This window comes from Bradyrhizobium sp. Crot121 (genome assembly GCF_059512385.1).
Window position 1 is genome coordinate 1 of record NZ_JCAMOR010000058.1, and the last position, 22,550, is coordinate 22,550.

22 protein-coding genes and 2 pseudogenes are annotated in these 22,550 nt (G+C 60.2%); 13 read left to right on the forward strand and 11 right to left on the reverse strand.

Going from position 1 to position 22,550, the window contains the following annotated elements; translation table 11 throughout:
• The 6 genes from AC5ZGW_RS33540 to AC5ZGW_RS33565 form a co-directional block, all read left to right on the forward strand.
• On the forward strand, window positions 1-222 hold a 222-nt coding region (locus AC5ZGW_RS33540), incomplete at its 5' end, for a LysR substrate-binding domain-containing protein (protein ID WP_496114026.1).
• A 392-nt stretch (window positions 223-614) separates the two neighbouring features.
• Window positions 615-1,016 (forward strand): SPW repeat domain-containing protein, encoded by a 402-nt coding sequence (locus tag AC5ZGW_RS33545; protein ID WP_130226038.1) that lies wholly within the window; start codon window positions 615-617, stop codon window positions 1,014-1,016.
• A gap of 357 nt (window positions 1,017-1,373) precedes the next feature.
• Complete coding sequence (locus tag AC5ZGW_RS33550; protein WP_245474722.1) at window positions 1,374-2,210, forward strand: hypothetical protein; 837 nt, start codon at window positions 1,374-1,376, stop codon at window positions 2,208-2,210.
• 348 nt (window positions 2,211-2,558) lie between these two features.
• Window positions 2,559-4,196: a GMC family oxidoreductase gene (locus AC5ZGW_RS33555; protein ID WP_130226040.1), complete on the forward strand. Its 1,638-nt coding sequence runs from the start codon at window positions 2,559-2,561 to the stop codon at window positions 4,194-4,196.
• 13 nt (window positions 4,197-4,209) lie between these two features.
• Window positions 4,210-4,725, forward strand: a complete 516-nt coding sequence (locus AC5ZGW_RS33560) for a Dps family protein (RefSeq protein WP_130226041.1) — start codon at window positions 4,210-4,212, stop codon at window positions 4,723-4,725.
• Window positions 4,726-4,893: 168 nt separating this feature from the next.
• Window positions 4,894-6,132 carry a DUF3095 domain-containing protein gene (locus AC5ZGW_RS33565; protein ID WP_165435220.1) on the forward strand — a complete coding sequence of 413 codons (1,239 nt, stop codon included), beginning with the start codon at window positions 4,894-4,896 and terminating at the stop codon, window positions 6,130-6,132.
• 59 nt (window positions 6,133-6,191) lie between these two features.
• On the opposite strand, the gene AC5ZGW_RS33570 is transcribed toward AC5ZGW_RS33565, so the two are convergent.
• The 4 genes from AC5ZGW_RS33570 to AC5ZGW_RS33585 all read right to left on the reverse strand — a co-directional run bounded on the left by AC5ZGW_RS33570 (window position 6,192) and on the right by AC5ZGW_RS33585 (window position 10,915).
• Window positions 6,192-7,208, reverse strand: coding sequence for an AraC family transcriptional regulator (locus tag AC5ZGW_RS33570; RefSeq protein ID WP_028167150.1), 1,017 nt, complete (start codon window positions 7,206-7,208; stop codon window positions 6,192-6,194).
• Window positions 7,209-7,438: 230 nt separating this feature from the next.
• Window positions 7,439-9,646 (reverse strand): xanthine dehydrogenase family protein molybdopterin-binding subunit, encoded by a 2,208-nt coding sequence (locus tag AC5ZGW_RS33575; RefSeq protein ID WP_130226043.1) that lies wholly within the window; start codon window positions 9,644-9,646, stop codon window positions 7,439-7,441.
• A gap of 3 nt (window positions 9,647-9,649) precedes the next feature.
• Window positions 9,650-10,105, reverse strand: a complete 456-nt coding sequence (locus AC5ZGW_RS33580) for a (2Fe-2S)-binding protein (RefSeq protein WP_130226044.1) — start codon at window positions 10,103-10,105, stop codon at window positions 9,650-9,652.
• Window positions 10,106-10,459: 354 nt separating this feature from the next.
• Window positions 10,460-10,915 (reverse strand): DUF3788 domain-containing protein, encoded by a 456-nt coding sequence (locus tag AC5ZGW_RS33585; protein ID WP_130226045.1) that lies wholly within the window; start codon window positions 10,913-10,915, stop codon window positions 10,460-10,462.
• 685 nt (window positions 10,916-11,600) lie between these two features.
• Between AC5ZGW_RS33585 and AC5ZGW_RS33590 the strand changes: the two genes are divergently transcribed.
• On the forward strand, window positions 11,601-11,756 hold the full coding sequence (locus AC5ZGW_RS33590) for a hypothetical protein (protein WP_165435221.1): 156 nt from the start codon (window positions 11,601-11,603) through the stop codon (window positions 11,754-11,756).
• 68 nt (window positions 11,757-11,824) lie between these two features.
• Window positions 11,825-12,001, forward strand: coding sequence for a hypothetical protein (locus AC5ZGW_RS33595; RefSeq protein ID WP_130226047.1), 177 nt, complete (start codon window positions 11,825-11,827; stop codon window positions 11,999-12,001).
• Here AC5ZGW_RS33595 and AC5ZGW_RS33600 read toward each other — a convergent pair.
• From AC5ZGW_RS33600 to AC5ZGW_RS33620, 5 genes are all read right to left on the reverse strand, one after another.
• Window positions 11,985-12,263, reverse strand: coding sequence for a hypothetical protein (locus AC5ZGW_RS33600; RefSeq protein ID WP_130226048.1), 279 nt, complete (start codon window positions 12,261-12,263; stop codon window positions 11,985-11,987). The genes AC5ZGW_RS33595 and AC5ZGW_RS33600 overlap by 17 nt on opposite strands.
• A gap of 547 nt (window positions 12,264-12,810) precedes the next feature.
• Window positions 12,811-13,563 (reverse strand): class I SAM-dependent methyltransferase, encoded by a 753-nt coding sequence (locus AC5ZGW_RS33605; RefSeq protein ID WP_165435222.1) that lies wholly within the window; start codon window positions 13,561-13,563, stop codon window positions 12,811-12,813.
• A 199-nt stretch (window positions 13,564-13,762) separates the two neighbouring features.
• On the reverse strand, window positions 13,763-14,551 hold the full coding sequence (locus tag AC5ZGW_RS33610) for an ABC transporter ATP-binding protein (RefSeq protein WP_130226049.1): 789 nt from the start codon (window positions 14,549-14,551) through the stop codon (window positions 13,763-13,765).
• Window positions 14,545-15,486, reverse strand: a complete 942-nt coding sequence (locus AC5ZGW_RS33615; RefSeq protein WP_496114027.1) for an ABC transporter permease — start codon at window positions 15,484-15,486, stop codon at window positions 14,545-14,547. Before AC5ZGW_RS33615 ends, AC5ZGW_RS33610 begins: the two co-directional genes overlap by 7 nt.
• Before the next feature lie 98 nt (window positions 15,487-15,584).
• On the reverse strand, window positions 15,585-16,715 hold the full coding sequence (locus AC5ZGW_RS33620; protein ID WP_245474724.1) for an ABC transporter substrate-binding protein: 1,131 nt from the start codon (window positions 16,713-16,715) through the stop codon (window positions 15,585-15,587).
• Between the two features lie 489 nt (window positions 16,716-17,204).
• On the opposite strand from AC5ZGW_RS33620, the gene AC5ZGW_RS33625 reads away from it, so the two are divergent.
• Entirely contained in the window at window positions 17,205-17,534 is a 330-nt protein-coding gene (locus AC5ZGW_RS33625) for a hypothetical protein (protein ID WP_130226050.1), read from the forward strand.
• 227 nt (window positions 17,535-17,761) lie between these two features.
• Here AC5ZGW_RS33625 and AC5ZGW_RS33630 read toward each other — a convergent pair whose 3' ends face one another.
• Window positions 17,762-18,766, reverse strand: a complete 1,005-nt coding sequence (locus AC5ZGW_RS33630; protein WP_130226051.1) for an alpha/beta fold hydrolase — start codon at window positions 18,764-18,766, stop codon at window positions 17,762-17,764.
• A 174-nt stretch (window positions 18,767-18,940) separates the two neighbouring features.
• On the opposite strand from AC5ZGW_RS33630, the pseudogene AC5ZGW_RS33635 reads away from it, so the two are divergent.
• A pseudogene (locus tag AC5ZGW_RS33635) lies at window positions 18,941-19,142 on the forward strand (transposase); the annotation flags it as partial.
• A gap of 228 nt (window positions 19,143-19,370) precedes the next feature.
• Window positions 19,371-19,787 (forward strand): annotated as a pseudogene (locus AC5ZGW_RS33640) (FAD-dependent monooxygenase); the annotation flags it as partial.
• Between the two features lie 379 nt (window positions 19,788-20,166).
• Here the strand turns inward: AC5ZGW_RS33640 and AC5ZGW_RS33645 are convergent.
• Window positions 20,167-20,901 carry a GntR family transcriptional regulator gene (locus tag AC5ZGW_RS33645; protein ID WP_130226053.1) on the reverse strand — a complete coding sequence of 245 codons (735 nt, stop codon included), beginning with the start codon at window positions 20,899-20,901 and terminating at the stop codon, window positions 20,167-20,169.
• Window positions 20,902-21,165: 264 nt separating this feature from the next.
• On the opposite strand from AC5ZGW_RS33645, the gene AC5ZGW_RS33650 reads away from it, so the two are divergent.
• Both AC5ZGW_RS33650 and AC5ZGW_RS33655 read left to right on the forward strand, forming a co-directional pair.
• The gene (locus AC5ZGW_RS33650; RefSeq protein ID WP_165435223.1) at window positions 21,166-21,819 is read left to right on the forward strand and encodes a cysteine hydrolase family protein; all 654 of its coding nucleotides are present in this window, start codon (window positions 21,166-21,168) and stop codon (window positions 21,817-21,819) included.
• 9 nt (window positions 21,820-21,828) lie between these two features.
• On the forward strand, window positions 21,829-22,548 hold the full coding sequence (locus tag AC5ZGW_RS33655; RefSeq protein ID WP_130226055.1) for a fumarylacetoacetate hydrolase family protein: 720 nt from the start codon (window positions 21,829-21,831) through the stop codon (window positions 22,546-22,548).
• Window positions 22,549-22,550 lie beyond the last annotated feature (2 nt).

Genomic DNA, 22,550 nt, shown 5'->3' on the forward strand with positions numbered 1-22,550 from the left:
TTGCACCTGCAGCACATGGCCGCTGCTGGCTTCGGCGTGATACTCGCGCCCGAGCACATGCCGCGCCTTCCGACGCTCAAGACCATTCCGCTCGAAGGCGACCCACTTTCGCGCGAGGTGCGGCTCCTGGCTGTCCAGGGGCGTCGCTACTCGCCGGCGCTGGACGCTTTCGTCAAGGTCACGCGGCTTCGCGACTGGTCGGTCGTCGCTCGGACGGCGTGAAATCGTGGAATGCGTCCAGCGTCCGGGCAGAGCATGCGGCGCACGCGTTCACTGCGGCCGGTTCCGCCCAAATGCGCTACGCATGAAGCGAACAATGCTGTCTTACCAAGCCTTCCCTGACCTCGACAGCCGGACACTGAAGCACCACCCTCGGACACTCGCAGTCGACGCGCCAAACTAACCCGCTTCCATGGCGTCGGGCGAGTGGAATGGAAACGATAACGACCGGGCATTTCTAATGGTTGGCGTGCCGGCGTACCCTTAGTGCTCGTCTAACCGGGTTGGCCTGTGACGGAGTGCCTGCCATCACAGGACGCGAAATCGCCCTCTTGGGTGCGTGCACTTTCCACGTCGCAAGGACCCGCTCGAGTAACCAAGCAGAGGAGTCTCCGATGTCGTTTCGCTTCATCACCAAGTCTATCCACGCCTACCTGATCGACTATCCTGTCGCGATCGTCTTGATCGCAGCTCCGTTCGTGCTGAAGCTCGGCCAAAGCGGACCACTTGCAGTGGAGCTTTCGGTTGTCGTCGGTGTGGCGGCGTTGCTCTTGGCCGCCCTGACCGACCATCCCACCGGGCTTGTCCGCATCATTCCCTACTGGCTGCACCTTTGGGTCGATCGCGCCGTCGGGGTGGTCTTTGTCATCGCACCGTTTGCCTTCAAATTCGCTGGGCTCGACGCCTGGTACTACTGGGTCCTCGCTGCGGCAGTCCTGCTCACGACGTCAGTCCTGAACGCGCCTGAGGAGCCGGTTGCGATGCGTCCGGAATTGAGCAGGCGCGCAGCTGGCTGAAAGCTGCGAAGGCGTCGTCGTGACGTCGCCAACGTTCGTCTGCAGCGGTCGGTCACTAACCGGCGCGCTTGGGCTGGGGCCGGGATCATTCTTGATAGCGCCGATGGTGGAGGGCTAATACGGCGCGAGCACTCGCCGGATCGGGCGGCTGATATTTAAGGGTTTAAGATGAACGCGTTTGCGCGGCCGCGGGACCGAAGCGCCGTGATTGGGCCACGCTTCGACTATTCGGCGCTGGCTCCGGCGGCGGCGGCCATCTGCTACCCTTTTCTACTCCGCGCCTTCCATACCGTTGTTGGCACGCAGGACGCACTGCCTTCGCCTCTCGCAATTGTCGCCGCGACCTTCATCCTGGCCGTGGCGTTCGTCGTGCCGTTTCTCGCGCTCGCGCTCGCTTGCCGGTCCGACGCCGATCCAGGGGCGCGACGGCTCGCCTATGCCGGCGTAACGACCCCAACGCTCTTCGTTTTTCTTGGCGTCGTTCAGGTCCTGATTCATAGCCCCATCCCCGACGAACTCGTGTGGTGCGTGCTTTGGCTCGCAATCGCAATCTGGTCACGGACCGCCGGCAATCCAATCGCTGCGACGCGGCCGACCGTGGGGCGCTGGCGCATTGTCCACGGAATGACAGCAGCGGTCTTGTTTCTATACGTGGCGTTCCATCTAGCCAATCATTTGTTTGGGTTGATCGGCCCCGATGCACATGCGGCCGTCATGAAGGTCGGCCGCCTTATCTACCGCTCTGATGTGGGTGAACCGCTATTGGTCGCGGCCATGGTTTTCCAGATCGGCACCGGCCTGTTTCTGGCATGGCGTTGGAGTGCCGGCCCGCAGGGCTTTCATCGGACATTTCAGGTCGGCTCGGGGGCCTACCTCTCGCTTTACATCCTCGGGCATATGAACTCCGTTTTCATCTACGCTCGTAGCTTTCTCGGTATACCGACGGACTGGAATTTCGCGATCGGAGCCCCGACCGGGCTCACTCATGACGCATGGAATATCCGGCTGTTGCCTCATTACGCGCTCGGCGTCTTCTTTGTCCTAAGCCATCTTACGTCGGGATTGCGAATGGTGCTGATAGCGCATGGCGTCAATCGACGCACCGCAAATCGTATTTGGGGCGGCGGCGTCGCAATAAGCGCGGCTATCTCGGCCGCGATCATTGCGGGTATGTGCGGGGTTCGGATCGGATAGGCGACGTCGGCAGTGTCGGTCCCGATTCATCCGACGTGGCAGGAGCCGGTGTGACACGCGCACCGTTTATTCGCTTCGTTGAGCGCGAGAGCACGTCTCGCGAAACGCTGCGACGCTGCTCTGCTAAGTCACCGATGCCGGCGAGGCGAAGATCGCCAGGGTGACCTCGGGCAACGACAATAACGATCGTCTATCGACTCTATGGCGAGAGGTCATTTCCCTCGCCGGCGTCGCAACGTCACTCTCCAAAAGAGTGGTCCGATCAATCTCAGGGTCAGGAGCCGCGATGGCGCTGCGTCAGCGACGGGGCGTTGATTGAAGGATAACTATGAAAGAAAAACGACACTGATGTCCCGGGAAGCCTATGATATCGTCATTGTTGGTGCGGGCGCGGCCGGTTGCGTTGTCGCGAGTTATCTCGCCGAACACACCGATGCGTCGATCGCGCTGATCGAAGCGGGCGACATGGACCGCGATCCGTTTATCCACATTCCGGCCGGCTTCGCCAAACTGCTGGCCCACGACCGGCATGTCTGGAAATACGAGACGGTTCCCCAGCACGGTAGAAAGCGCGCATATCGCTCAGGCAAGGTACTCGGCGGCGGATCCTCGATCAATGCGATGTGCTACGTCCGTGGTCAGATACGCGACTTCTCTGCGTGGCAGGACGCGGTCGGCGACACCGGCAAATGGTCGTATCAAGATCTGCTTCCCGTCTTCATGGCGCAGGAAGACAACGACACCTTCCACGACGAGTATCACGGCATAAATGGTGGTCTGGCGGTCCAGTTGCCCAAGGGCATCAACAAGCTGAACCAATATTGCCTCAAGGCATTCCAGGAATATGGGGTTCCCTATAATCCCGACTATAACGGTAAGAGCCAGATCGGAGTCTCGCCGGTGCAGTCGACGGTCGGAGATCAGCGCCGATGCAGCGCGGTCGACGCTTATCTGCGTCCGCACCTCACCTCGGGCCGCGTAACACTTCTCACCGGCAAGACCGTTCTTCGCATCCTGATCGAGAACAATCGGGCTGTCGGCGTTGAGTTCATGGACACGAGCCTGAAGAGGATCACGGCCGGCGAAGTTGTGCTGTCGGCCGGCGCCGTCCATAGCCCGACGATCCTCATGCACTCTGGCATCGGGCCAGCCGAGCAGCTGCGACAGCATGGTATCGCGGTGGTCGTCGATTCTCCGGAGGTGGGCGAAAATCTCCAGGACCACCCGATGGTACCGGTCCGTGTCTATGTAAAGGGCGATCTCGGCTATCAGGCTGCCGCGCAGGGCCTCGGCAGCGTGAAGGCGGGCTTGCGTTATCTCGTCACCAAGGATGGCCCGGCGTCGGGCAATGGCATCGAGACGGTGACACACTGGAATCCGTCCGATTTCACCGCCGAGCCTACGATCCAATGTTATCACGCTCCTATCGTCTTGTCCGAGCAACTCGGCCCGGCGGGCGACCGCTCGGGCATCACCTTCGAACTCGTGGTGCTTCAGCCCAAGAGCCGCGGCTGGGTGCGGTTGGCCGACAGCGACCCAACATCGATGCCCCTCATCAACCCGAACTTCATCGGCGAAGAGGAAGACTTAAGGGCTGCGGTGGAGGCAGTGCACGCGATCCGCAAGGTCATGGCCCAGGAGTCGTTGGCGCCGGTGATCGAGGAAGAGATGGATCCCGGCCCACACATCCAGTCGGATGCGGAGATCGGCGAATGGGTGAAGCGTGTCGTGACGACGATGTGGCACCCGGTCGGCACCTGCCGGATGGGCCAGGACGCGCGAGCGGTGGTCGACGCAAGGCTCAGGGTTCACGGGGTCGACGGCCTCCGGGTAGTCGATGCCTCGATCATGCCCAACATCACCAGCGGCAACACCAATGCCCCGACCCAGGCGCTTGCGCGCCATGCCGTGGCGATGCTGGTCGCGGACCTGAAGCGGAGCTCAGGAGCCCCGGCGCGGGCCAACGTGGCCCAGGTAGAGCCCTGAAGGAGGGATCAAAATGGATATAGAAGACGCGAGGAAGCGCCGCGAGGCGCCACTCGGCACGCCGAGCCATCTCGGCTCGAATGCCACCAGGGATATTTCGGCGGCGCTCACTGTGCTTCTGGCAGACGTGTTCGCGCTCTACGTCAAGACCAGGAACTTCCATTGGCACATATCAGGCCTGCATTTCCGGGATTATCACCTACTCCTTGATGTGCAGGCCGCGCAGATTTTTGCGATGACGGACGACATCGCGGAAAGAATTCGCAAGATTGGCGGCACAACGATTCGTTCGATCGGCCACATCGCCAGAGTGAAGCATATCGAGGACAATGATGCTGGCTTCCTCACGCCCGAAGACATGCTGGCCGAGCTGAAGGAAGATAATCTGGCGCTAAGCCAGCGCATGCGGCAGACCCACAACGTCTGCGACGAGCATGGCGATGTCTCCACGGCCAGCCTGATCGAAAACTGGATCGACGAGGCGGAAAGTCGCTCATGGTTCCTGTTCGAGGCGACCAGGAGAGCTTAGCCCCGAGCGCATGGCCACCCGTGAAGCTCGGGTGACTGCCTACGCTCCCGCAAAATCCCGTCGTGGGCTTTGACGTTAGGCTCGTTCGCGTGGTTTGGCCATTTTGGCGATCGCTGACTCTCAATGCGGCCCCACTCTGAACCCCGACGACGATCGAAGGGAGTGCAAATGATGGTGGATAGGTCAGAGCCAGCCTTGGAAGCGGGTCTTTTCCAGATCAAGGTTGACCGAGAGGCCGAAGACGAGCGCTTCTATCAGGCGCTTGTGCCCTTCGGCTCTTTCGATGACGTCGTGCGGCGAGATCGGTATCGCCCTCTACCTGATGACTGGATCGTCGCTGTTACGGACGTCAGCCATTCGACCGAAGCTATTGAACAAGGACGGTACCGTGAGGTGAATACGGCCGGTGCGGCGGTTCTTGCTGCCGTCAGCAATGCACTACCCGACCTACAGTTTCCGTCCACGTTCGGAGGAGATGGCGCGAGCTTCGCCGCGCCCGGCGCCTATTCGTCCATCATCAGGGATACGTTGGCAAAAACCGCCGCCTGGGCTGAAGACGCATTGGGTCTCACGTTGCGCATTGCGGTCATTCCTGTCGCGGACATTCGCGCTCAGCACTTGGACGTCCTGGTAGCTCGCTTCGCGCCATCCTCGAACGTCACCTACGCGATGTTCGACGGTGGCGGACTTGCCTGGGCAGAGCGTAAACTCAAGCAAGGCGGCTACACCTTTCCGCGCGCGCCCATGGGAGTAACAGCTGACCTCACAGGTCTTTCGTGCCGATTTGCGCCGATCAGCGCCAAGAACGGCGTCATCTTTTCTCTTATCGTCGTTCCGCGCGATGATCCTACTTCGTTTGTAGAGTTCATACAGGAGCTCCTGCGGACGCTCCGTTCGAATGACTCCGGCCTACATCCATTGCCTGCCGAAGGCCCGATTCCCGCATGGGCCGGCGACGATCTTGATCATGCCATCCAGAAAGGCAGTCGAAAGAGTCCCTTTGCGGCTGGGGCTGCGAAGCGCTTGCACGCCATTCTTGCGTGGGTGGGCACCCCACTAGGAGTTCCTGTTGGTAACTTTGATGAAACCGGGTTCCGACGAGAGCTTGTGGAGAACACAGATTACCGAAAATTCGATGACGGCCTGCGTATGACAGTGGACTGCTCATCTGAACTCGCTGACGTCGTAGACGCGCGCTTGGAAGAGGCTCAGCGACGAGGTGCATGCTTTTTTGGAACGCATCGCCAGTTGGCCGCAAATCTTACGTGCTTTGTGCCATCACCCATGCGAGCTAATCACGTGCACTTCGTTGACGGCGCGTCCGGGGGGTACGCCTTCGCCGCAGCCAACTTGAAGCGAAATGTTGCGAGCGGAGAAGCACCTGATTCTGAGCGCCGCTCTGCGTGAGGCAAAGCAGAGGGCGACGTCGCGGGCGGCAGCCCCTTCTTGCTTTGGGATCGCCGTTCTCAGTTATCCTTCTGGGCTTTACCCTCCTTGGCTATCCGCCGATAGTCGCTCGGATCCCGATTGTACGCCTTTCGAAAAGCTCGCACAAAACTTGAACGGCTCTCGTACCCCGCATTAAGAGCAACGACGTCGATCGACATCGTAGTCGTCGTCAAATCGATCGCAGCCTGGCGCATTCTCAAGTCTCGCAAGATGGCCATCGGGGATTGTCCAAAGATGTCCGAGAAACGCGCCATGAACGCCGAACGACTCAATCCTGCACTGTGTGCCAAGCTTTGAACTGAATGGGCGGCTCCCGGCCGCGCCACCATATCCGCAAAAGCACGGGTGACCTGTCTGTCGGCAAGTATCGAGAATCGTTCAGTCCACCGCTGGGATGACTTGAGGGACCGTCGCACCAACGAGACAACGATCTGCTTGAGCAGAGACGCTGTCATGGCCCCAACGCCGACCTCTTGCTGTAGCAACTCGTCCATAGCCTCGCGAAGCTTCAGATCGATCCTGTCCGCCGGCTCGAATTGCTCGATGACCGGTTCGCGGAGTTCTCCGAACAGCCTCACAGACCGACCAAAGGATGCGTTAAAAAAGCCGCATATCTGGACTATTTCGGGCTTCTCGTTCGGCACTGCGACGCGGAGGATGCCGTCTTGACGAGTCCAGCAGTCTCTCGAAATGAGCTTCGGTGGGCCACTTCCACCGTCAACCTCGATCATGAACGGAGTGTTTGGCGGCACGATGATGAGCAAATGAGGCCTCAAGGGTATCATCGGTCCGCGGTTGATCGATATGCGGCCCACGCCACTTAAGTTGTAGTGGATCCCGGGTACGTCAATCGTCCCAAATTCAACTCGATGGCCGCGCGGCACCAAAATCTCAGTCAGCGCGATGACATCAATGTCGAGCGCCTGCATCAAGTTGTTGAGGTCTGTTTTAGACAATTTGACAGTGGCGGCCGCGGGCGGCGAAACGTTCTGCCCGACGAGAGCCTGCTTTGGAACCGCTTTCGAAGTGTGCATGACTGGTGGCCCTTTACTGCCGGCTACCGCTACCGATAGTGCTCCGAAACCTGTTCTCCAAGGATTAGCGGGGCGTTGCCATGTTCGTACCACTGAACCTCGTTTCGTGCCATTAGACGAAATTTGGACCTGCGGAGAACGCGAATGTTCCAATAGTCGTTATGCTTCGGGGCTTTAGTTCCCGACTCTCATGCCGTACGCTACAACGCGCGCGGGATGACGGGCATGGACTAAGGCGACGACTTCAGGGAATTTGTATCGATCGGCAGGCTACGCACACGCTTGCCGGTCGCGGCGAAGATCGCGTTGGTTACTGCAGCACTGACAATGGCTGTCGGAGCTTCACCAACGCCACCCGGAGCCTCAGCGTTCTTGATCAAGTGTGTCTCCACCACCGGTACCTGGTCGATACGCATTGGCAGATAGCTGTCGAAATTGCTCTGCTCGACCCGTCCATCCTTGAAGGTGATTGACCCATGGAGCGCGGCGGTCAGGCCGAAAAGCGTTCCACCTTGAACCTGTGCTTCGATCGTATCTGGATTGACGTACATGCCGCAGTCAATCGCACAGACGATCCGCTTGACTTTGACAGAGCCATCGGCCGCCACTTCGACCTCGGCGACCTGCGACGTGTAACTTCCATATGCGAACTGTACCGAAATTCCGCGGCCATGCCGCGCGGGAAGGGGGGATCCCCACCCTGCTTTTTCTGCCGCGAGCGACAGAACAGCGAGCGCTCGCGGATTGTGGCCAAGCAATCCCTTGCGGTAAGCGAGGGGATCCTGTTTCGCGGCATGAGCGAGCTCATCCATGAAGCTTTCGACCACAAAAACGTTGTGAGTCGGTCCAACGCCGCGCCACCAAGACGTCCGGACACCAGGGGGCTCGATTCGGACAAAGTCGACGTGGATATTGGGCAGCGCATAGGGCGGCTCGGCCGCCGCTTCGACGGCGTCGGGGTCCAATCCGTCCTTGACGTAAGGGGGATAGTAGCGAGCCATGACTGAGGAGCCGGCGATCCGATGCGTCCAGGCAACCGGCTTGCCGGCCGCATCAAGTCCGGCCGACAGCCGATCGAGATAGTACGGCCGATACATGTCGTGCTGGATGTCTTCCTCGCGGCTCCAGATCACCTTCACCGGGCCATCGACGTGCTTGGCGATCTTGACGGCCAGCACCGTGCCGTCGGCCTCCAGCCTTCGTCCGAAGCCGCCGCCAATCAGATGATTATGAATTTTGATCGCATCCTTGGGCAGGCCGGTGAGTTCGACCACCAGAGACTGGGTGATCGTAGGCGCCTGTGTTCCGACCCAAATGTCGCAACGATCGTTCTGCAGATGAACGGTACAGTTCATCGGCTCCATCGCCGCATGGGCCAGGAAAGGCACCTGATAGACGGCGTCAACGCGTTGCGCTGCCTCCGCAAGGGCCTTCCCCGCATCGCCTTCGTTGCGGGCAACAACGCCCGGCTTTTTGGATTCCTCCTCCAATTGCTTGACGATATCGGCGTTGTTGACCTTGCCGTTCGGCCCGTCATCCCACGTGATGGCGGCAGCCTCGAGCCCCTTCTTCGCCGCACCCATGTGATCCGCGATCACGGCAACAGCTTCATCGACATTGACCACCTGCCGCACGCCCTTCACTGCCAACGCGGCGTTCTCGTTCACGGTTTTCGCTTTGCCACCGAGCACGGGCGAAATAGCAACCGTCGCAACCTTCATACCCGGTAATCGCGTATCGATACCGTAGAGCGCGCGCCCATCGACTTTTATCGATGAATCCACGCGCTTGGCGCGCGTTCCGATCAGGGTGAAATCCTTCGGATCCTTCAATCTGACGTTTGCCGCGGGCGGCACAGGCAATTTCGCCGCGGCGGTCGCAAGTTCGCCGTAGCTCAGACGCTTCGAACCTGATGCATCGAACACGACGCCATCGCTGGCGCGGCAAGTCGCCGGATCGACATTCCAGCGCTTTGCGGCTGCCGCAATCAGCAGATTACGACCCACTGCCCCTGCCTGACGGAGCGGCGTCCAGAAGGCGCGGACAGAGGCGGAACCACCTGTATTTTGAATACCTATGATCGAGTTGACGTAGAGTGCATGATTTGGCGGCGCATGCTGAACCTGAATCTGGTCAAGCTTCACTTCAAGTTCTTCAGCGAGAAGCATCGAGAGTGACGTGTAAACGCCCTGTCCCATCTCGATCATCGGAATGACCAGGGTTACGGCGCCAATCGGATTGATCCGTATAAACCCATTCGGGGCGAAAGTACCCGTGACCTCGTTTTCGGTTACTTGCGAAGCAGGCGCCGCGAACACGGGCGCCGTACGTGCACCGGCCAGAGCAAAACCGAGCAGCAAACCTGCGCCCTGAAAGAAGGTGCGCCGCGACATCGCCGTTTCACGTTCGATCCGGTTCGTTAGAATCAGCCTATCCATGGCTCAAACTCCCGCTGCTCGCTTGATCGCGGCCCGGATACGCTGGTAGGTACCGCAACGGCAGACATTTCCCGACATTGCTGAGTCGATATCCGCATCACTCGGCTTCGGAGTGTCTTTCAGCAATGCCACCGCCGACATGATCTGGCCAGATTGGCAGTAGCCGCACTGCACGACCTCCAGATCCGACCACGCCTTCTGCAAGGCCGCGCCTTGCGGCGTGCGCCCGATCGCCTCGATCGTGGTGACCGCGCCGTCGCCGATGCTATCGACCGACGTCTGGCAGGAGCGGACCGGTTGGCCGTCGATATGCACGGTGCAGGCGCCGCACAGTGCCTGGCCGCAACCAAACTTGGTCCCGGTCATGCCGAGCACATCGCGCAGCACCCACAGCAACGGGATGTCGCCGTCGACATCGATCTCATGGGGTGAGCCGTTGACCTCTAATGTGAAAGCCATGAATGCCTCTTGAGCGCGTAGGGAGTGAGCCATGAGCCAAGCAACGTCACTCATGAAATCCGCGAAAGCTCTACGCATTGTTCGCAACACGCGGCGACGGTTTCCAATAGCCGGCATGTATAGTTTCCATAGCAACGGGGAATGCTCGCAAACCGGATAGCTAAGAAGGAAATTGACGACACTCCTGCCAGAGCATATTGATCGGTAGTTGGTGGGAAGCGAACTCTTCAAACGATAACGCATCGTGCAACGACGTTGCGAGATTTGACGGCAGGATGGCCGCTCGGCACCATCCGACAGAGTTTTTGCTGAATAACCAGCGTCGCGACTTGCCGCGAAACTTTCCGGCGACATTCAAGCGCGCGACGGTGGAGGGCGCTTCATGGTCAAAAGCTCCGTCACATCATGCCGATCATCTGCGGATGAGATCGCAACGGTCAGGAATTTCCCGTCCGGGTATATTTGGGCTTCATCGTAAAGCTTGACCAACTGCGAGCGCCAGACATAACGGCGCGCCTCAAACTTGTCTCGTTCTGCTCTCCCCAAGACCACCACGGCCGAAAACCTCCTGTATTCCGGCACGAAGGTGCAAAACGCTTTTGTTCTCTTGTAGCGTAGGGACCAGCCGCGCTTCTTGCCGCCATAGAGCCATTCCGGCGCGAAGACACCGGGGTAGAAGTCCTCGATCCAGTTCTGCAGAGAGGCCCAATGCTTGAACGCGCCCGGTCCGATCCAGTCGCGGACAGTGCTATCATCGGGCGATGCTGACTTGTCAGTGATCCTGTCACCGATCTGGGGGGACTGTTCCATGCCGCTTTCCTTCAATCACAATTTTTCACGACCGGTTCGGAAGACTTGGCGGCCGACCTTGATCTTGGGCGAAAGGTGTGTCGCCACGTGCCCAAGGTTCGACTCTGTGTTGCGCAAGTGCTGTCACGGACCTCTCTCCACCATTGGGGCATAGGCGAGTTGCCCGTCAAAGCTGAAATCCGGCACGTGGATTTGCGGACACCGAATCTGGACGTCCGGTCCGTTCTTCGAGGACAGGACTGTGCTCGTTGGCTGACGTTTGAGGCTAGCAACGCCCCGGCGTTTGAGTTAACGCTCAGCGCTTGCGAAGGCGTCGGCATTTCCAGCGTAGTTCGCTTCCGGCTGGGTCTTAGTTGGCGAGCCCTGCGCTAGCTTGCTCCTACCGTGCTTCGAAGCATACCGGCGGTCCCCGGGCGCCCGAAACGCCCTCGCGCACTTCTCGAACGGCCGATACCTACTTCACGGAAATTGCGAGCGGAGGAAGTTTGTGGGAGCGCCTGCCTCCAGGATTTGAACCTATGCAGCGACCTCGAACCGGCGACATAGCGTATGAACGGCGGCTTTTGACCAGCTACAAAGGCTCCACCTTGCGAGTTAAGCTGCTCTCCAGTAGGAAAACGGCGAAATAGTGGGTCTAGCGCTGTAGCGGACCCCCGCTACCAACGATCCCCCGGACATAGCACGAGTGGGAAATAAAGCCGGATTGCCGCAGAGCGCGGCGGGGCTTCCCTTGATGTCGATCCGCACACTGCGGTCATCCTCGGCGTTGGCCTTCGACGAGGTTACTTTCAAGGCCGCGCAGCGATCAAGCTCGATCGCCGCCGCGACGCCACGCCAGTGACCGCGCAAAAGGCGCGCCCCCAAGCGAGCTTTCTCGGGGCTCTCAAATGCGGATGCTGCGGCGGCGGCATGGCCTCCATCGGCAGCGATCGGAAAGGAGTTAGGCTGCAATGTTCGGCCCACCGGGAAAGTGGCTCTTGGTGCGCTCGATTATCGTCCTGGTTGACGCCACCTCATCATAGTGTTTGCCGGCGTCGCCTCGACATCGACAATGATCGCGTGCTCGACATCAATAAGGATTGCTGAGCCCGTATCCGAACTGCACGCGCTTGTTGGCTTTTGCCGTCCACGCCGACGACGGATCGGACGGCGAGATCATCTTTGGCAGCTTGCGATCGGGCGCTGCGGTCGGCTTCCCGTTAGAACCGCCATCGCGCCTGCCCACGACTTCCTGGACCCGCGTCTCGGCCTCAAGTCCGGCAAGATACTCGGCCCACGGTACGCTTCTGACGTTGTGCGTCGGTCCAGTCCAGCTCGGTTTGCGCTTTGCTGTGATAGCTGCTGGCATTGGCTTCCATCACGCTCGCACCCCACCGCGAACCCCGCCTTGCTTCGTGACGTGAGCGCGACCCATGAAAATGAATTCACTCGCCGGCCACGAACCCAAATATCCCGAAGGCGAGCCCCCTGGGGCATTCGCCTGATATTGGCAAGCGCTGCATGAACAACAATCACTGAGGCAGACCTCGGCCGCCTGCATCGATAACGATGGCGCGCCCGACAGTCTCGCCTCCAAGCAGGCCTCCCGACACCCTACTCCTCTCAAGGTGAGGACCGGACGTAAAACTGCTTGTCCTCTGAAGGGTCAGGTTCTGCAACTCGACCGCGAAGCGGAGGGGGAGCTGCGCCATTTAGAGTTCTATAAGCAGCCACGCTAGAGTCAGCCGGCGGTTAAGCGTTGCGACATCCGCTCTTGAAGGGAACGTCGATACCGAGCGCGTGATTCGCGACTTCCGTGTTTGGACCCTGAGCTGACCTCGTCACAATTCGGAAAGCCGCGGCGCGTTTGGGTGAACGATTTCGGGTTCACGGAAGAGACGGCTCTGCCCCTGGGGCTAGGGAACGATGCGCCGGCAGGCCCCCGCGATGTTTGCAAACGACCTCGGGCCATCGGGCTGGCCGGCCTCGTAGGCATCGCGCACGGCGGCGTCGGTGCGCGCTCGCTCCGCAGCGTCGAGCGCTGCCACATACTTCCCGAGCGGCCCTTCGCCAGCGGCAATCGGCGCCCAATAGTCGGCAAAGCTTTTGTAGTCCATGCGGATCATCAGCTCCATTTCCGCAATGTCCACGAGACCCTGTTCGGCAAACGTCCGTCTCAGTTCGCCGGGCTGCATCATCGCTTGAAAGCAATAGCGACTGCGCAGCTGGCGCCCGCTTTCACCGAGTGCCGCCACCGTATCGACCATCATGCGCATGCCGGGCATGCCGCCGAGATGATCCCACACCGCTGCCGCGACCACGCCGCCCGACCGAACGGCGCGGCGCATCTCGGCTACTGCCTTGCCGGCTTCGGGAACGAAGTGGAGCACGAAAAGCGCCAAAGCGCGGTCGAACGTGCCGCCCTCGAAGGGCAGGGCGCAGGCATCCGCCTGTCGGACTTTTATTCGCGGGTTTGTGTCGCGCCGGATCACCTCCTCGACAAAGACTGGTGAATAGTCGACCGCGGCAATCTCTGCGAGATCGGCTGCTTTGGCTAGCGCGAATGTCAAGCTCCCGGTGCCGCAGCCGACGTCGAGAACCCTTTCGCCGTCGGCAACTCCTGTGAAGTCGATGAATGGCCGCGCCGGTCTCCGGCTCCAGCGGCCCATGAGCTACTCATAGCCCGCGGCGTTGTGAACGCTGAATTCCGAGGTCATTGAAGTCTCCGTGCGCTTCCCAGATTTTTAGACCTCCTCTGCATGGCTACCAAGCCGCTAAAGCAATCGCATTGCAATCGCGGCGAATACGCCGTGTGGCTCCTCTATGATATGTATGAGAAGATCTGCCACGGCGAGCTCCTTTCGACGGCTACCATGCCTCATCGAGGCCGAGATGCTCGAACACCTCGCGACGAAGCTCAACAAAGTGCGGATCGCCCCGGTGGCGAGGATAGGGTTGGCTGTTGACGACTTCGGCCTTGATCCGTGCCGGTCGCTCGCTCAGCACGATGATACGGCCGGCGAGCAAGAGCGCCTCCTCGACATCGTGCGTGACCAGCAGCGCCGTGAAGTTCGAGCGCTGCCAAAGTGATACGAGTTCCGCCTGCATCGCGATGCGAGTCAGCGAGTCGAGCTGGCCCAAAGGTTCGTCGAGAATGAGCAGCTTCGGGTCGTTGACAAGCGCACGCGCCAGAGCCGCGCGTTGCGCCATGCCGCCGGAAAGCTGGTGCGGGTAGGCATTGGCGAAGCCCGTGAGCCCCACCAGGCGCAACGCGTCCTCGATACGTCCGCGATGGGTGCGCAGCAGCCCGCGGGCTTCCAGACCGAGCGCAACGTTGCTCCACACCGTCCGCCATGGATAAAGCGTGGGGTCTTGAAAAACGACGACGCGCGACGGATCGGGTGCTTCGATCTCGCTTCCCTCCGTTAGCAGGGAGCCGGCTGTTGGAGTGTCGAGCCCCGCGACCAGCCGCAGCAGGGTCGATTTTCCGCACCCACTCGGTCCCAGGAGAGCGACGAATTCGCCGCGGCGGACCTGCATGCTGATGCGGTCCAATACCCGCAAGGACTGCCCTTCGAGATCGAAGCTATGGCTAACTTCGCGGAGCGTTAGGGTCGATCCACGGACCGCGCAATCGCTTGCGATTGCCGCTACCATCGCACGACACCTTTCTGCCAGGATAGCAGGCGGTCCCGCAAGCGGAACAGCAGCGTGATCAGCCCGGAGCACAAGAACGCCATGAGCAGCAGCGCGGCGTACATATTGGCGTAGGCCGCCCAACCCTGCGCCCATTGCAGATACCAGCCGAGCCCGGCCTTCACGCCCAGCATCTCGGCTACGACAAGAACCGCAAACGAGTTGCCGAGACCCATGAACAGGCCAACAAAGACATGCGGCATTGCCGCCGGAATGGCAACCTTGAGCACGAGGAAGCGCTGGGTTGCTCCCAATGTCCGCGCAATGTCGTAATAGGCGCTCTTCACGCAGGCGACGCCCGACCAGGTGAGCACGGTGACCGGAAACCCGGTGGCGAGCGCGATCAGGAAAATGCTGGCGCTGAAGCTCGACGGGAAAATGAAAAATGCGAGCGGCAGCCAAGCTGTCGCGGGCAGCGGCCCAATGAACCGCAAAACTGGGTGGATCCAATAACCGGCGAGCCGCGACCAGCCGATCGCGACACCGGTTACGAACCCCACCGCCGCACCGAGAAAATAACCGGTCGCGAGCAGACGCGCTGAGGCGAAGATACCTTCAGCCAGCCGCCCCCAATCATCGATTGCGACTTCGACAATGGCCTGCGGCGGCGGAAAAAACGGCAACGGCAGCAATCCAAGCTTTGCTGTGACGGCCTCCCATGCAGCCAAAAACAGCGCGAGGGCGAGCAGCCACGGAGAAAGCCGCTGGAGACGCTGAAACGCAACGAAACGAACGCCGGCAAAGGCCGCCAAGGCAAGGGCAAGGGCCAATGCGCCGCAGGCAAGGGCGAAGCCCCCCGTATACGCCCAATCGCTCTCGGGCTTATCTGGCCAGAACGCAGTGAGCGCGGCGACCGTCAACCATGCGACGGCAACAGCCAGTCCGCCGATCAACAACCGAGTGGTCGAACTTTCAAAAAAGCCGAAACCCGATTTCGCTGATGGCCTCGGCACTTCATCGATGACCGAGCTCACTGCGGATCTTCCCAATCGGCTCAGCTTAGAACGTCAAGATAAATCCGGTCGGCGAACTTGGCCGGGTCAGTGCTTCGCTTGATGACGTTCACTGCCCTGAGTTCATCAGTGTAGAGTAGAAGTTGTTTCTTGAGCTCCGCCCCGACGGGATGCCTGTGGTGTGTATGGCTACGATACATAGTGGCGAGATCCTCTACGGACCCTCTCCCGCCGTAGCCCGAATAGATTGCTGCGGCATCGGCGGGATCGCTGGCAACTCGATCTGCCGCTTCCAGTATCGATCGTGTCAGAGCGGCCGCCACCGGCATTTCGCTTCGGGTGAGGCTGCCACGTATCGCGAGAACGCAGCAGGTGCGGTCGGCGAATTCACCCGTCAAGTTCGTCGCGATCTCGTTAAGTTTGCCTTCCTTGAGCCAGAGGTAGGGCAGCGGATCTATCTCGGCCAGCGCCTGCACTTCGCCCTTATCGACGGCAAGCGCGAGCAGATTGGCCGGGTACTGGCGCCACTCTACTTCTTGGGCCGGATCGATGCCCTTCTTGGCGAGGTAGATCGAAAAGAAGTTCTTCGCGGGGCTCGCTTGATCGCTAATCGCGATAGCCTTGCCGCGCAGGGATTCCAGGCTGTCAATATTCGCAGCCTTGGAGCCGAGGAGCCGGATGCAGCCGCCGTGCACACCCGAGGTGATCCGAACGTCAAAACCTTGCTCCAGCGGTTTGAGCCAGCGCAGGGCCAACCCCAAACCGGCATCCGCCTTGCCAGTTGCAATCGCCTCCAACAACTGGTCGGTCGAACCGCCGAAATTGACGAAATCGACATCGAGGTTGTGCTTGGCGAAGATACCCCGTTCCTTTGCGACTGGCGCAGCGACCGTGCATGCCGCGTTCGCGTTCCAGGCGAGTTTTAGTTGACGGGGTGGGCCTTGCAGCTCTTCGCTGTTCGCTGCGGTGCGGCAAATAAGGGGCTCGCCAGGAATATAAGACAGCGATCCTGTCCCGGATGCCGTCAGCGCGCGAGCCGCTCCGAACATTCCAAACGGCGCCGCGGCGCCGAGGGTGCAAACCAACGTCAGCGCCGAGCGGCGAGAGAAGGCGCCCCGCTTCGCTTCAGTCAGACCTTTCGTTAAGCCGTTGCCAATTTCGCGCTTTTCCATGTGTCACTCCCAAACTCGCGTGTGAATGGAATAGAACCGGGCGGCGCTTTGCGGTGGCCTTAGCTCACCTCTCCGCGGGCATCATCGGAGCCCGTCTGCTACACAGGTGTGAAGACGGTCACATTAACGCAAAAAATTGGAAGGAGATAGCGGCGCGGCTATTAAGGCTCTTGTCAATCGTGTTGACCTACTCACTCGCGATTTGGTCGCGATCGGCGCGAGTAGATGATCAATATTTCGGTCGAGCGCACGCTCCAGCATGGAGCTTGCGTTGCGCGAATTGAGCGACGCCTACATCGAGATCATGCAGGATAAGGCTGAACCTCTAGCGCGAAGTCCAGCATGCTATGGAATAGTTGGCTTGTTGCAGCACAACGGAAGCTACTGGTTGGGCTTTGCGCCTTTGACCCATGTTGGCTTCCCGCTTCACTTGCTTGATCCCGGGAGTGCCATCAATGTTGGGCCGGGGCATACCTACGTGGAGGTCGCATGATTACCGCTGTTGTACGATACAAACTGCCGCCGCAGATCGACTGCGCCGCGTGCCGCGAGCACTTCCACAAGATCGCACCCGGCTTTCGCGACGTGACGGGGCTGATCAGCAAGCACTTTATCTGGACCGAAAGCGGCTGGGCGGGCGGCGTGTACCAGTGGGAGCGCATCGAGGACGCCAAGGCGTTCTACACCGGACCGTGGCTCGAGGGCATCATCCAGCGCTACGGCATGAAGCCGGAGATCGATTTCTACGAGGTCTTTGCGGTGACCGACAACACTCACGGCAAGATTGAGCTGTTCAAGGAGACCGTTCCCTCCAAATGACCCTGAGAAGATCTCGCTCATATGCGGCCTAGGGTCCGTGCTCAATAAGGATTGAACCAATCAGCTCAGGACCGAGCTAGTCCGCATTAGAGCGCGATGACTTTTCTTCGTATCGCCATCCCGCTCTATGTTTTTGTTGGAGCATGATCCCTCGGGCGGAGCCCGAGGGCATGCTCTTCGGAAAACCGCCACACACTTTGCACTAACTCGGTCCGGATCATGCTCCGTCATCCGTGATCCGGCAGCGATTTAAGAAATTCCAAGAGCGCGGCGTTGACCTCTTCAGGCCGCTCCTGTTGGGTCCAATGGCCGCAGCCTGCCAGCATCTTGATGCCGCGCAAACCGGGAACGAGGTTTTGGAGATTGGCGAGCACCTGTTCCGTGCCGGGAAAGGAAATCACCAGGTCGTGATCGCCGGCCATAAATAACGCTGGCACCGACACCCGCAGGCCCGCCATCGCGCCAAGCAGCTCCCAATTTCGATCGATGTTGCGATAATAGTTCAGGCCTCCGCGGAAGCCGGTTCGCCTGAATTCCTCTCCATAAAAGTCGATATCCTTTTCGGTGATCCAAGACGGCAATACTGCCGGTGCGCTGGAACCTCGCAAGGATTCACCGCCGTTCGGGACCATAGCGAAATTTTCTGACGACCCGCCGCTTGCCTGAGCGGCTCGTGCGAGCGCCACACCATGGCCCGACCCAGCAAACAGCAGGTTGCGTAAAGTGGTCCGCGGATCGCGCCCGAACTCCGCTTCGGCGAGTCCTGGCTCCTGGAAGTAAAGCATGTAGAACCGCGCGTTTTCCGTGCGCGGCATGAGCGCGGTTCGAAGCGACATGCCCCCTGGATAGAACGGGACGCTCATGGCCGCCACAGCCCTGAAGCGGTCAGGCCGCAGCAGCGCCGCCTGCCAAGCGACGATCGCCCCCCAGTCGTGACCGACAATTACCGCCTTCTCTGCCCCGAGAGCGTCGAGAACGCCGACCATATCGCCGACGAGATGAAACAGCGTGTATTTGTCGATCGCCTTGGGCGCGTCGCTCTTGCCATAGCCGCGCATATCCGGGGCTACGGCGTGGAAGCCGGCTGCGGCAAGGGCGCCCAATTGATGTCGCCACGAGTACCAGGATTCGGGCCAGCCATGGGCCAGCAATGCGACCGGTCCGTCGCCCTGCTCAGCGATATTGAGGTGGATACCATTACTTTCGATAATTCGTTGCTTCGGCTCGCTCATCTTTCTCTCTTGCTCGATTGTGACTGCAGAGGCTTCTGCCGACAGCAAGTCGAACAAGCGAAAGCCGGAACGACATCTTCAGGATAAATTAATTACGTTTTGGGCGCGCCGGAGCTGAGGATTCTCAGGCGGCCTCAATCGTGATTCAAGGTCTTCCGATTCGAGCAGGCCTTGATGCGCAAGCAACTTTACTGGTTGAGCGACGCGGAGTGGAAGCGCCTTGAGCCCCTGTTGCCGCGAGGACGGCGTGGTGCGCACCGGGTGTACGACCGACGGGTGATCAGCGGGATCGTGCATATGTTACGGCCGGGAGCGCGCTGGCGGGATTGTCCGCCGGAATACGGTCCCTACACGACGATTTACAATCGCTTCAACGGCGGGAGCCGACAGGGTCTCTGGTTCGAGTCAGTCGAGACTTTAACTGGCAAGACCGGCATCGTCGGATCGTCGCCATCGACAGTTTCCCACATCAAAGCGCACCGCTCCGCCGCCGGCGAAAAATGGGGTGCTGGAGCAGGCGACCCGCACCCGGCTGGATCAGCTCACGGAATATTTCACAGCCATGCCGTGATCGACCGCGTCGACGCCGCGCACCGCGCGTACATTCCGCTCGACCGCCCTGCACCGGCTGCTCGAGCGTTATCCCGGCAAGTCGTTCTACAACGTGCTGCATCCGGAACTTGACGGCTACTGGAAATTCTTCGGCCGCGTGGATCTCGGCACCACGTGGTTCTTCCATGCGCCCGTTCCCGCCGACACCACGCGCGACAATTTCGACTTCCGCCGCCTCCTGCACGAGGCCGCCGGTGCGGAGTTCGAGATCGAGTTCAATCATATCGGCTTTTGGGACCTACGCTTTGCGCGGGCCGACAGTTATCGCGCGGGCCGTGTCTTCATCGCAGGGGACGCCGGCGCACAGCCACCCCCTTACGGCGGCTATGGGATCAACAGCGGGCTGAAGGATGCCGTCAACCTGTCCTGGAAGCTCGCGGCCACCCTGCAGGGCTGGGAAGATGAAGGAGCTGCCGGTCAACGATTTCATGACGAAGGACGGAACCATTCGTGATGATGGGCGCGTGATCAGGAACATGTACCTTCTTGCGACCAAAGATCCTTCCGAATCCAAGGGCGAGTGGGATCCTATGAAAGTCGTTACAACAATGCCCGGCAAGGACGCGTTTCGGCCGTTGGCAGATAGCGAGTGCCCTTTGGTTCAGCGAAAACAATAGCTCGAGAGCTGTCGTGCGCTCCGCTTCGTCCCATACAACGGAACCTGTTGACTCTGAAATGCGCGTAGCACTTCGCTAGCCGAAAGGAGACGGCTTCCTGCCGGAGGATTTCTTGGAGGGCTGTGGTGTCGCTCGGCAATCGAAAATCGAAGAGATGGCGCCATACTGATGCTAGCGGCGGAGTCGCCGCGCCGTCTTCTTGGCTGCTTGAACTGCAGCCGGAGAGGCGAGGGACCTTATCAGAGACGACTTCACGCTGGCCACATGGTCTCGCATCAGCATCTCGGCGCGCCAGGGCTCGCGCCCGACGATGGCCTCGAAGATGCGATGGTGATCTTCGTGCCGGCGGCGAACGTCGACTTCTTCAAACGCCACGACATTGCGTGGCGACGAGACCGGCACTTGTTGACACAGATAGACCATGTCATTGAGGAGCCTCGAACCGGCAGACGAATGGATCGTGACGTGGAAACATGCATTGATCCGGCTGTACTCGGATCGGTGCTCGTCGGTGATATGCCCATTGCGAAGCAAATCATCGCCGTCCCGGAGCGCCTGTTGTAGGGTCGCGATCTCGCCGACGTTCAGCCCGCGCTCGGCGCTGAGCCGTGCCGCAAGCCCTTCGAGCACGGCGCGAACTTCATAGGCGCTGATCACCTCGTCGATTGAGAATTCCCGCAAGGTGTAGCCGCGATTAGGGGTGTAATCGAGCAGGCCCTCGGATGCGAGCTTCTGAAGCGCCGCGCGGACGGGTGTGCGTGACACGCCCAGCAGAGTCGTTAGCTTGATTTCATGCAGGCGTTCGCCCGGTTCGAATTCGCCGGCCAGGATGGCGGCGCGAACTGCCTCGAGCACGGATTCGAACCGCGTGGAGAATGACGTTTCTGGGGCTGGCAGGGCGGCCATGCGAAAAGGGTCCGAAACTTGTTTGTACACAATCTAGCGAAACGTCAGTGCCGTTCAAGCGCCGTCTGGCGTCACGTATGAACGTGATCTTGTGCATGGCTTGCGCATTTCCAAGCCGGATTGAATATGGATTGACCGTGCTCCGCATAGAATCCAAGCACGAAATGTATACATTATCTTTGACTCGCCGCCAGAATGTATTGCAGAGTGAGGGCAGGCGGGTTTGTCTCCTGCCCAACAATCCGGATGCCAAGGAAGCGGCACATGAATCTCGGCGTCGACCAACCCAAGGCTGCGATCATCGCGATCGATTTGCACCGCGGTCATCTGGATATGAACGTCGCGACCATGCCGACATCGCCGGAGGTTGCGCAGCGGGTGATCGCGGCCAACAAGCGCCTGTTCGATTGGGCGCGTAGCGCCAAGATCCCGGTCATCCATCTGCTTACGCAGTATCGCGATGTCGCTGAAATCGCCTCCAATCCGTTCTGGCGAACGCGCGCCGAGGATCCCAAGGCGACGCGCAAGAATGTGCTGCGGCATAATATCGCCGGGATGCCGGGTGTTGCCATCATCCCCGACCTCTATGACAGCGAACGGGACCTCGTTGTCGACACGAAGAAGCGCTACGATTGCTTCCTCGGCACCGATCTCGGTTTCACGCTGCGCGCGCACGGCGTCAACACGCTGCTGGTCACGGGCGTCAACACCAACTCCTGTGCGCTCGCGACGACGACTGCAGCCAATGTGCGCGATTATGCCGTGATTGTCGTGAAAGATTGCGTCGAGACCATGGACGGTCCGGCGCTGCATGAGGCGGGCCTGCTCTGCGTCCGCACCGCGTTTGGTTTCGTGCTAGACACCAGTGAAATCCAACAACTCAGCCTCTTCAGCCCGGTCGCCAAAAGCGCCGCTTAGGAATCCGTGATGACGTCGTCTGCGTATGCTCCGGATCTTCCAGTTCCCGTCGTCGCAGCGGCTTCGCTGACAATTGCAGGGTCGTCGCAGCGCTTTCCGGTACGCCGGATCTATTGCGTCGGACGGAATTATGTCGAGCATATCCGCGAAATGAAGGAAGGCGACGAGCGCGATCCGCCTTTCTTCTTCCAGAAGCCGGCGGACGCACTCGTTGAAGACGGAACTGTCGTGCCCTATCCGGCCGATACGGAGGATTTTCAGTTCGAGATCGAACTCGTGGTCGCGCTCGGCGCCGGCGGCTGCAACCTGTCGCGCAACAGCGCGCTGGCGAGCGTTTATGGTTACGCGGTGGGCATCGACCTCACGCGCCGCGACCGACAGCGCGAGATGCGAGCGAAGATGCTGCCATGGGAACGAGGGAAATCGTTCGACGCATCGGCTCCCTGCGGCGCCATTCACGGCGTTGCCGAGGTGGGGCATCCCGCACGCGGCGCCATTACGATCGACGTCAACGGGCGCGAACGGCAGCGCGGCGATCTTTCGCAGATGATCTGGAAAGTGCCTGAGATCATCGCCAACCTGTCGTCGTCCTATCGCCTCGCGCCTGGTGACCTCGTGATGACGGGCACCCCCGCGGGCGTCGGGCCTCTATTGCCCGGCGATCAGGTCACCGGAGCGATCGAGGGCGTCGGCAGAATTGCCATCACCATTGGAGCGCGCGAAACGTGAAC

Bases quoted from the DNA above. Each gene is read 5' to 3' on its own strand.
- AC5ZGW_RS33655 (WP_130226055.1), top strand. From the start codon at position 21,829: ATGACGTCGTCTGCGTATGCTCCGGATCTTCCAGTTCCCGTCGTCGCA.
- AC5ZGW_RS33630 (WP_130226051.1), bottom strand. From the start codon at position 18,766: ATGAGCGAGCCGAAGCAACGAATTATCGAAAGTAATGGTATCCACCTC.
- AC5ZGW_RS33605 (WP_165435222.1), bottom strand. From the start codon at position 13,563: ATGGGCCGCTGGAGCCGGAGACCGGCGCGGCCATTCATCGACTTCACA.
- AC5ZGW_RS33620 (WP_245474724.1), bottom strand. From the start codon at position 16,715: ATGGAAAAGCGCGAAATTGGCAACGGCTTAACGAAAGGTCTGACTGAA.
- AC5ZGW_RS33600 (WP_130226048.1), bottom strand. From the start codon at position 12,263: ATGCCAGCAGCTATCACAGCAAAGCGCAAACCGAGCTGGACTGGACCG.
- AC5ZGW_RS33560 (WP_130226041.1), top strand. From the start codon at position 4,210: ATGGATATAGAAGACGCGAGGAAGCGCCGCGAGGCGCCACTCGGCACG.
- AC5ZGW_RS33645 (WP_130226053.1), bottom strand. From the start codon at position 20,901: ATGGCCGCCCTGCCAGCCCCAGAAACGTCATTCTCCACGCGGTTCGAA.
- AC5ZGW_RS33650 (WP_165435223.1), top strand. From the start codon at position 21,166: ATGAATCTCGGCGTCGACCAACCCAAGGCTGCGATCATCGCGATCGAT.
- AC5ZGW_RS33595 (WP_130226047.1), top strand. From the start codon at position 11,825: ATGGCCTCCATCGGCAGCGATCGGAAAGGAGTTAGGCTGCAATGTTCG.
- AC5ZGW_RS33580 (WP_130226044.1), bottom strand. From the start codon at position 10,105: ATGGCTTTCACATTAGAGGTCAACGGCTCACCCCATGAGATCGATGTC.
- AC5ZGW_RS33610 (WP_130226049.1), bottom strand. From the start codon at position 14,551: ATGGTAGCGGCAATCGCAAGCGATTGCGCGGTCCGTGGATCGACCCTA.
- AC5ZGW_RS33565 (WP_165435220.1), top strand. From the start codon at position 4,894: ATGATGGTGGATAGGTCAGAGCCAGCCTTGGAAGCGGGTCTTTTCCAG.
- AC5ZGW_RS33625 (WP_130226050.1), top strand. From the start codon at position 17,205: ATGATTACCGCTGTTGTACGATACAAACTGCCGCCGCAGATCGACTGC.
- AC5ZGW_RS33575 (WP_130226043.1), bottom strand. From the start codon at position 9,646: ATGGATAGGCTGATTCTAACGAACCGGATCGAACGTGAAACGGCGATG.
- AC5ZGW_RS33545 (WP_130226038.1), top strand. From the start codon at position 615: ATGTCGTTTCGCTTCATCACCAAGTCTATCCACGCCTACCTGATCGAC.
- AC5ZGW_RS33585 (WP_130226045.1), bottom strand. From the start codon at position 10,915: ATGGAACAGTCCCCCCAGATCGGTGACAGGATCACTGACAAGTCAGCA.
- AC5ZGW_RS33555 (WP_130226040.1), top strand. From the start codon at position 2,559: ATGTCCCGGGAAGCCTATGATATCGTCATTGTTGGTGCGGGCGCGGCC.
- AC5ZGW_RS33570 (WP_028167150.1), bottom strand. From the start codon at position 7,208: ATGCACACTTCGAAAGCGGTTCCAAAGCAGGCTCTCGTCGGGCAGAAC.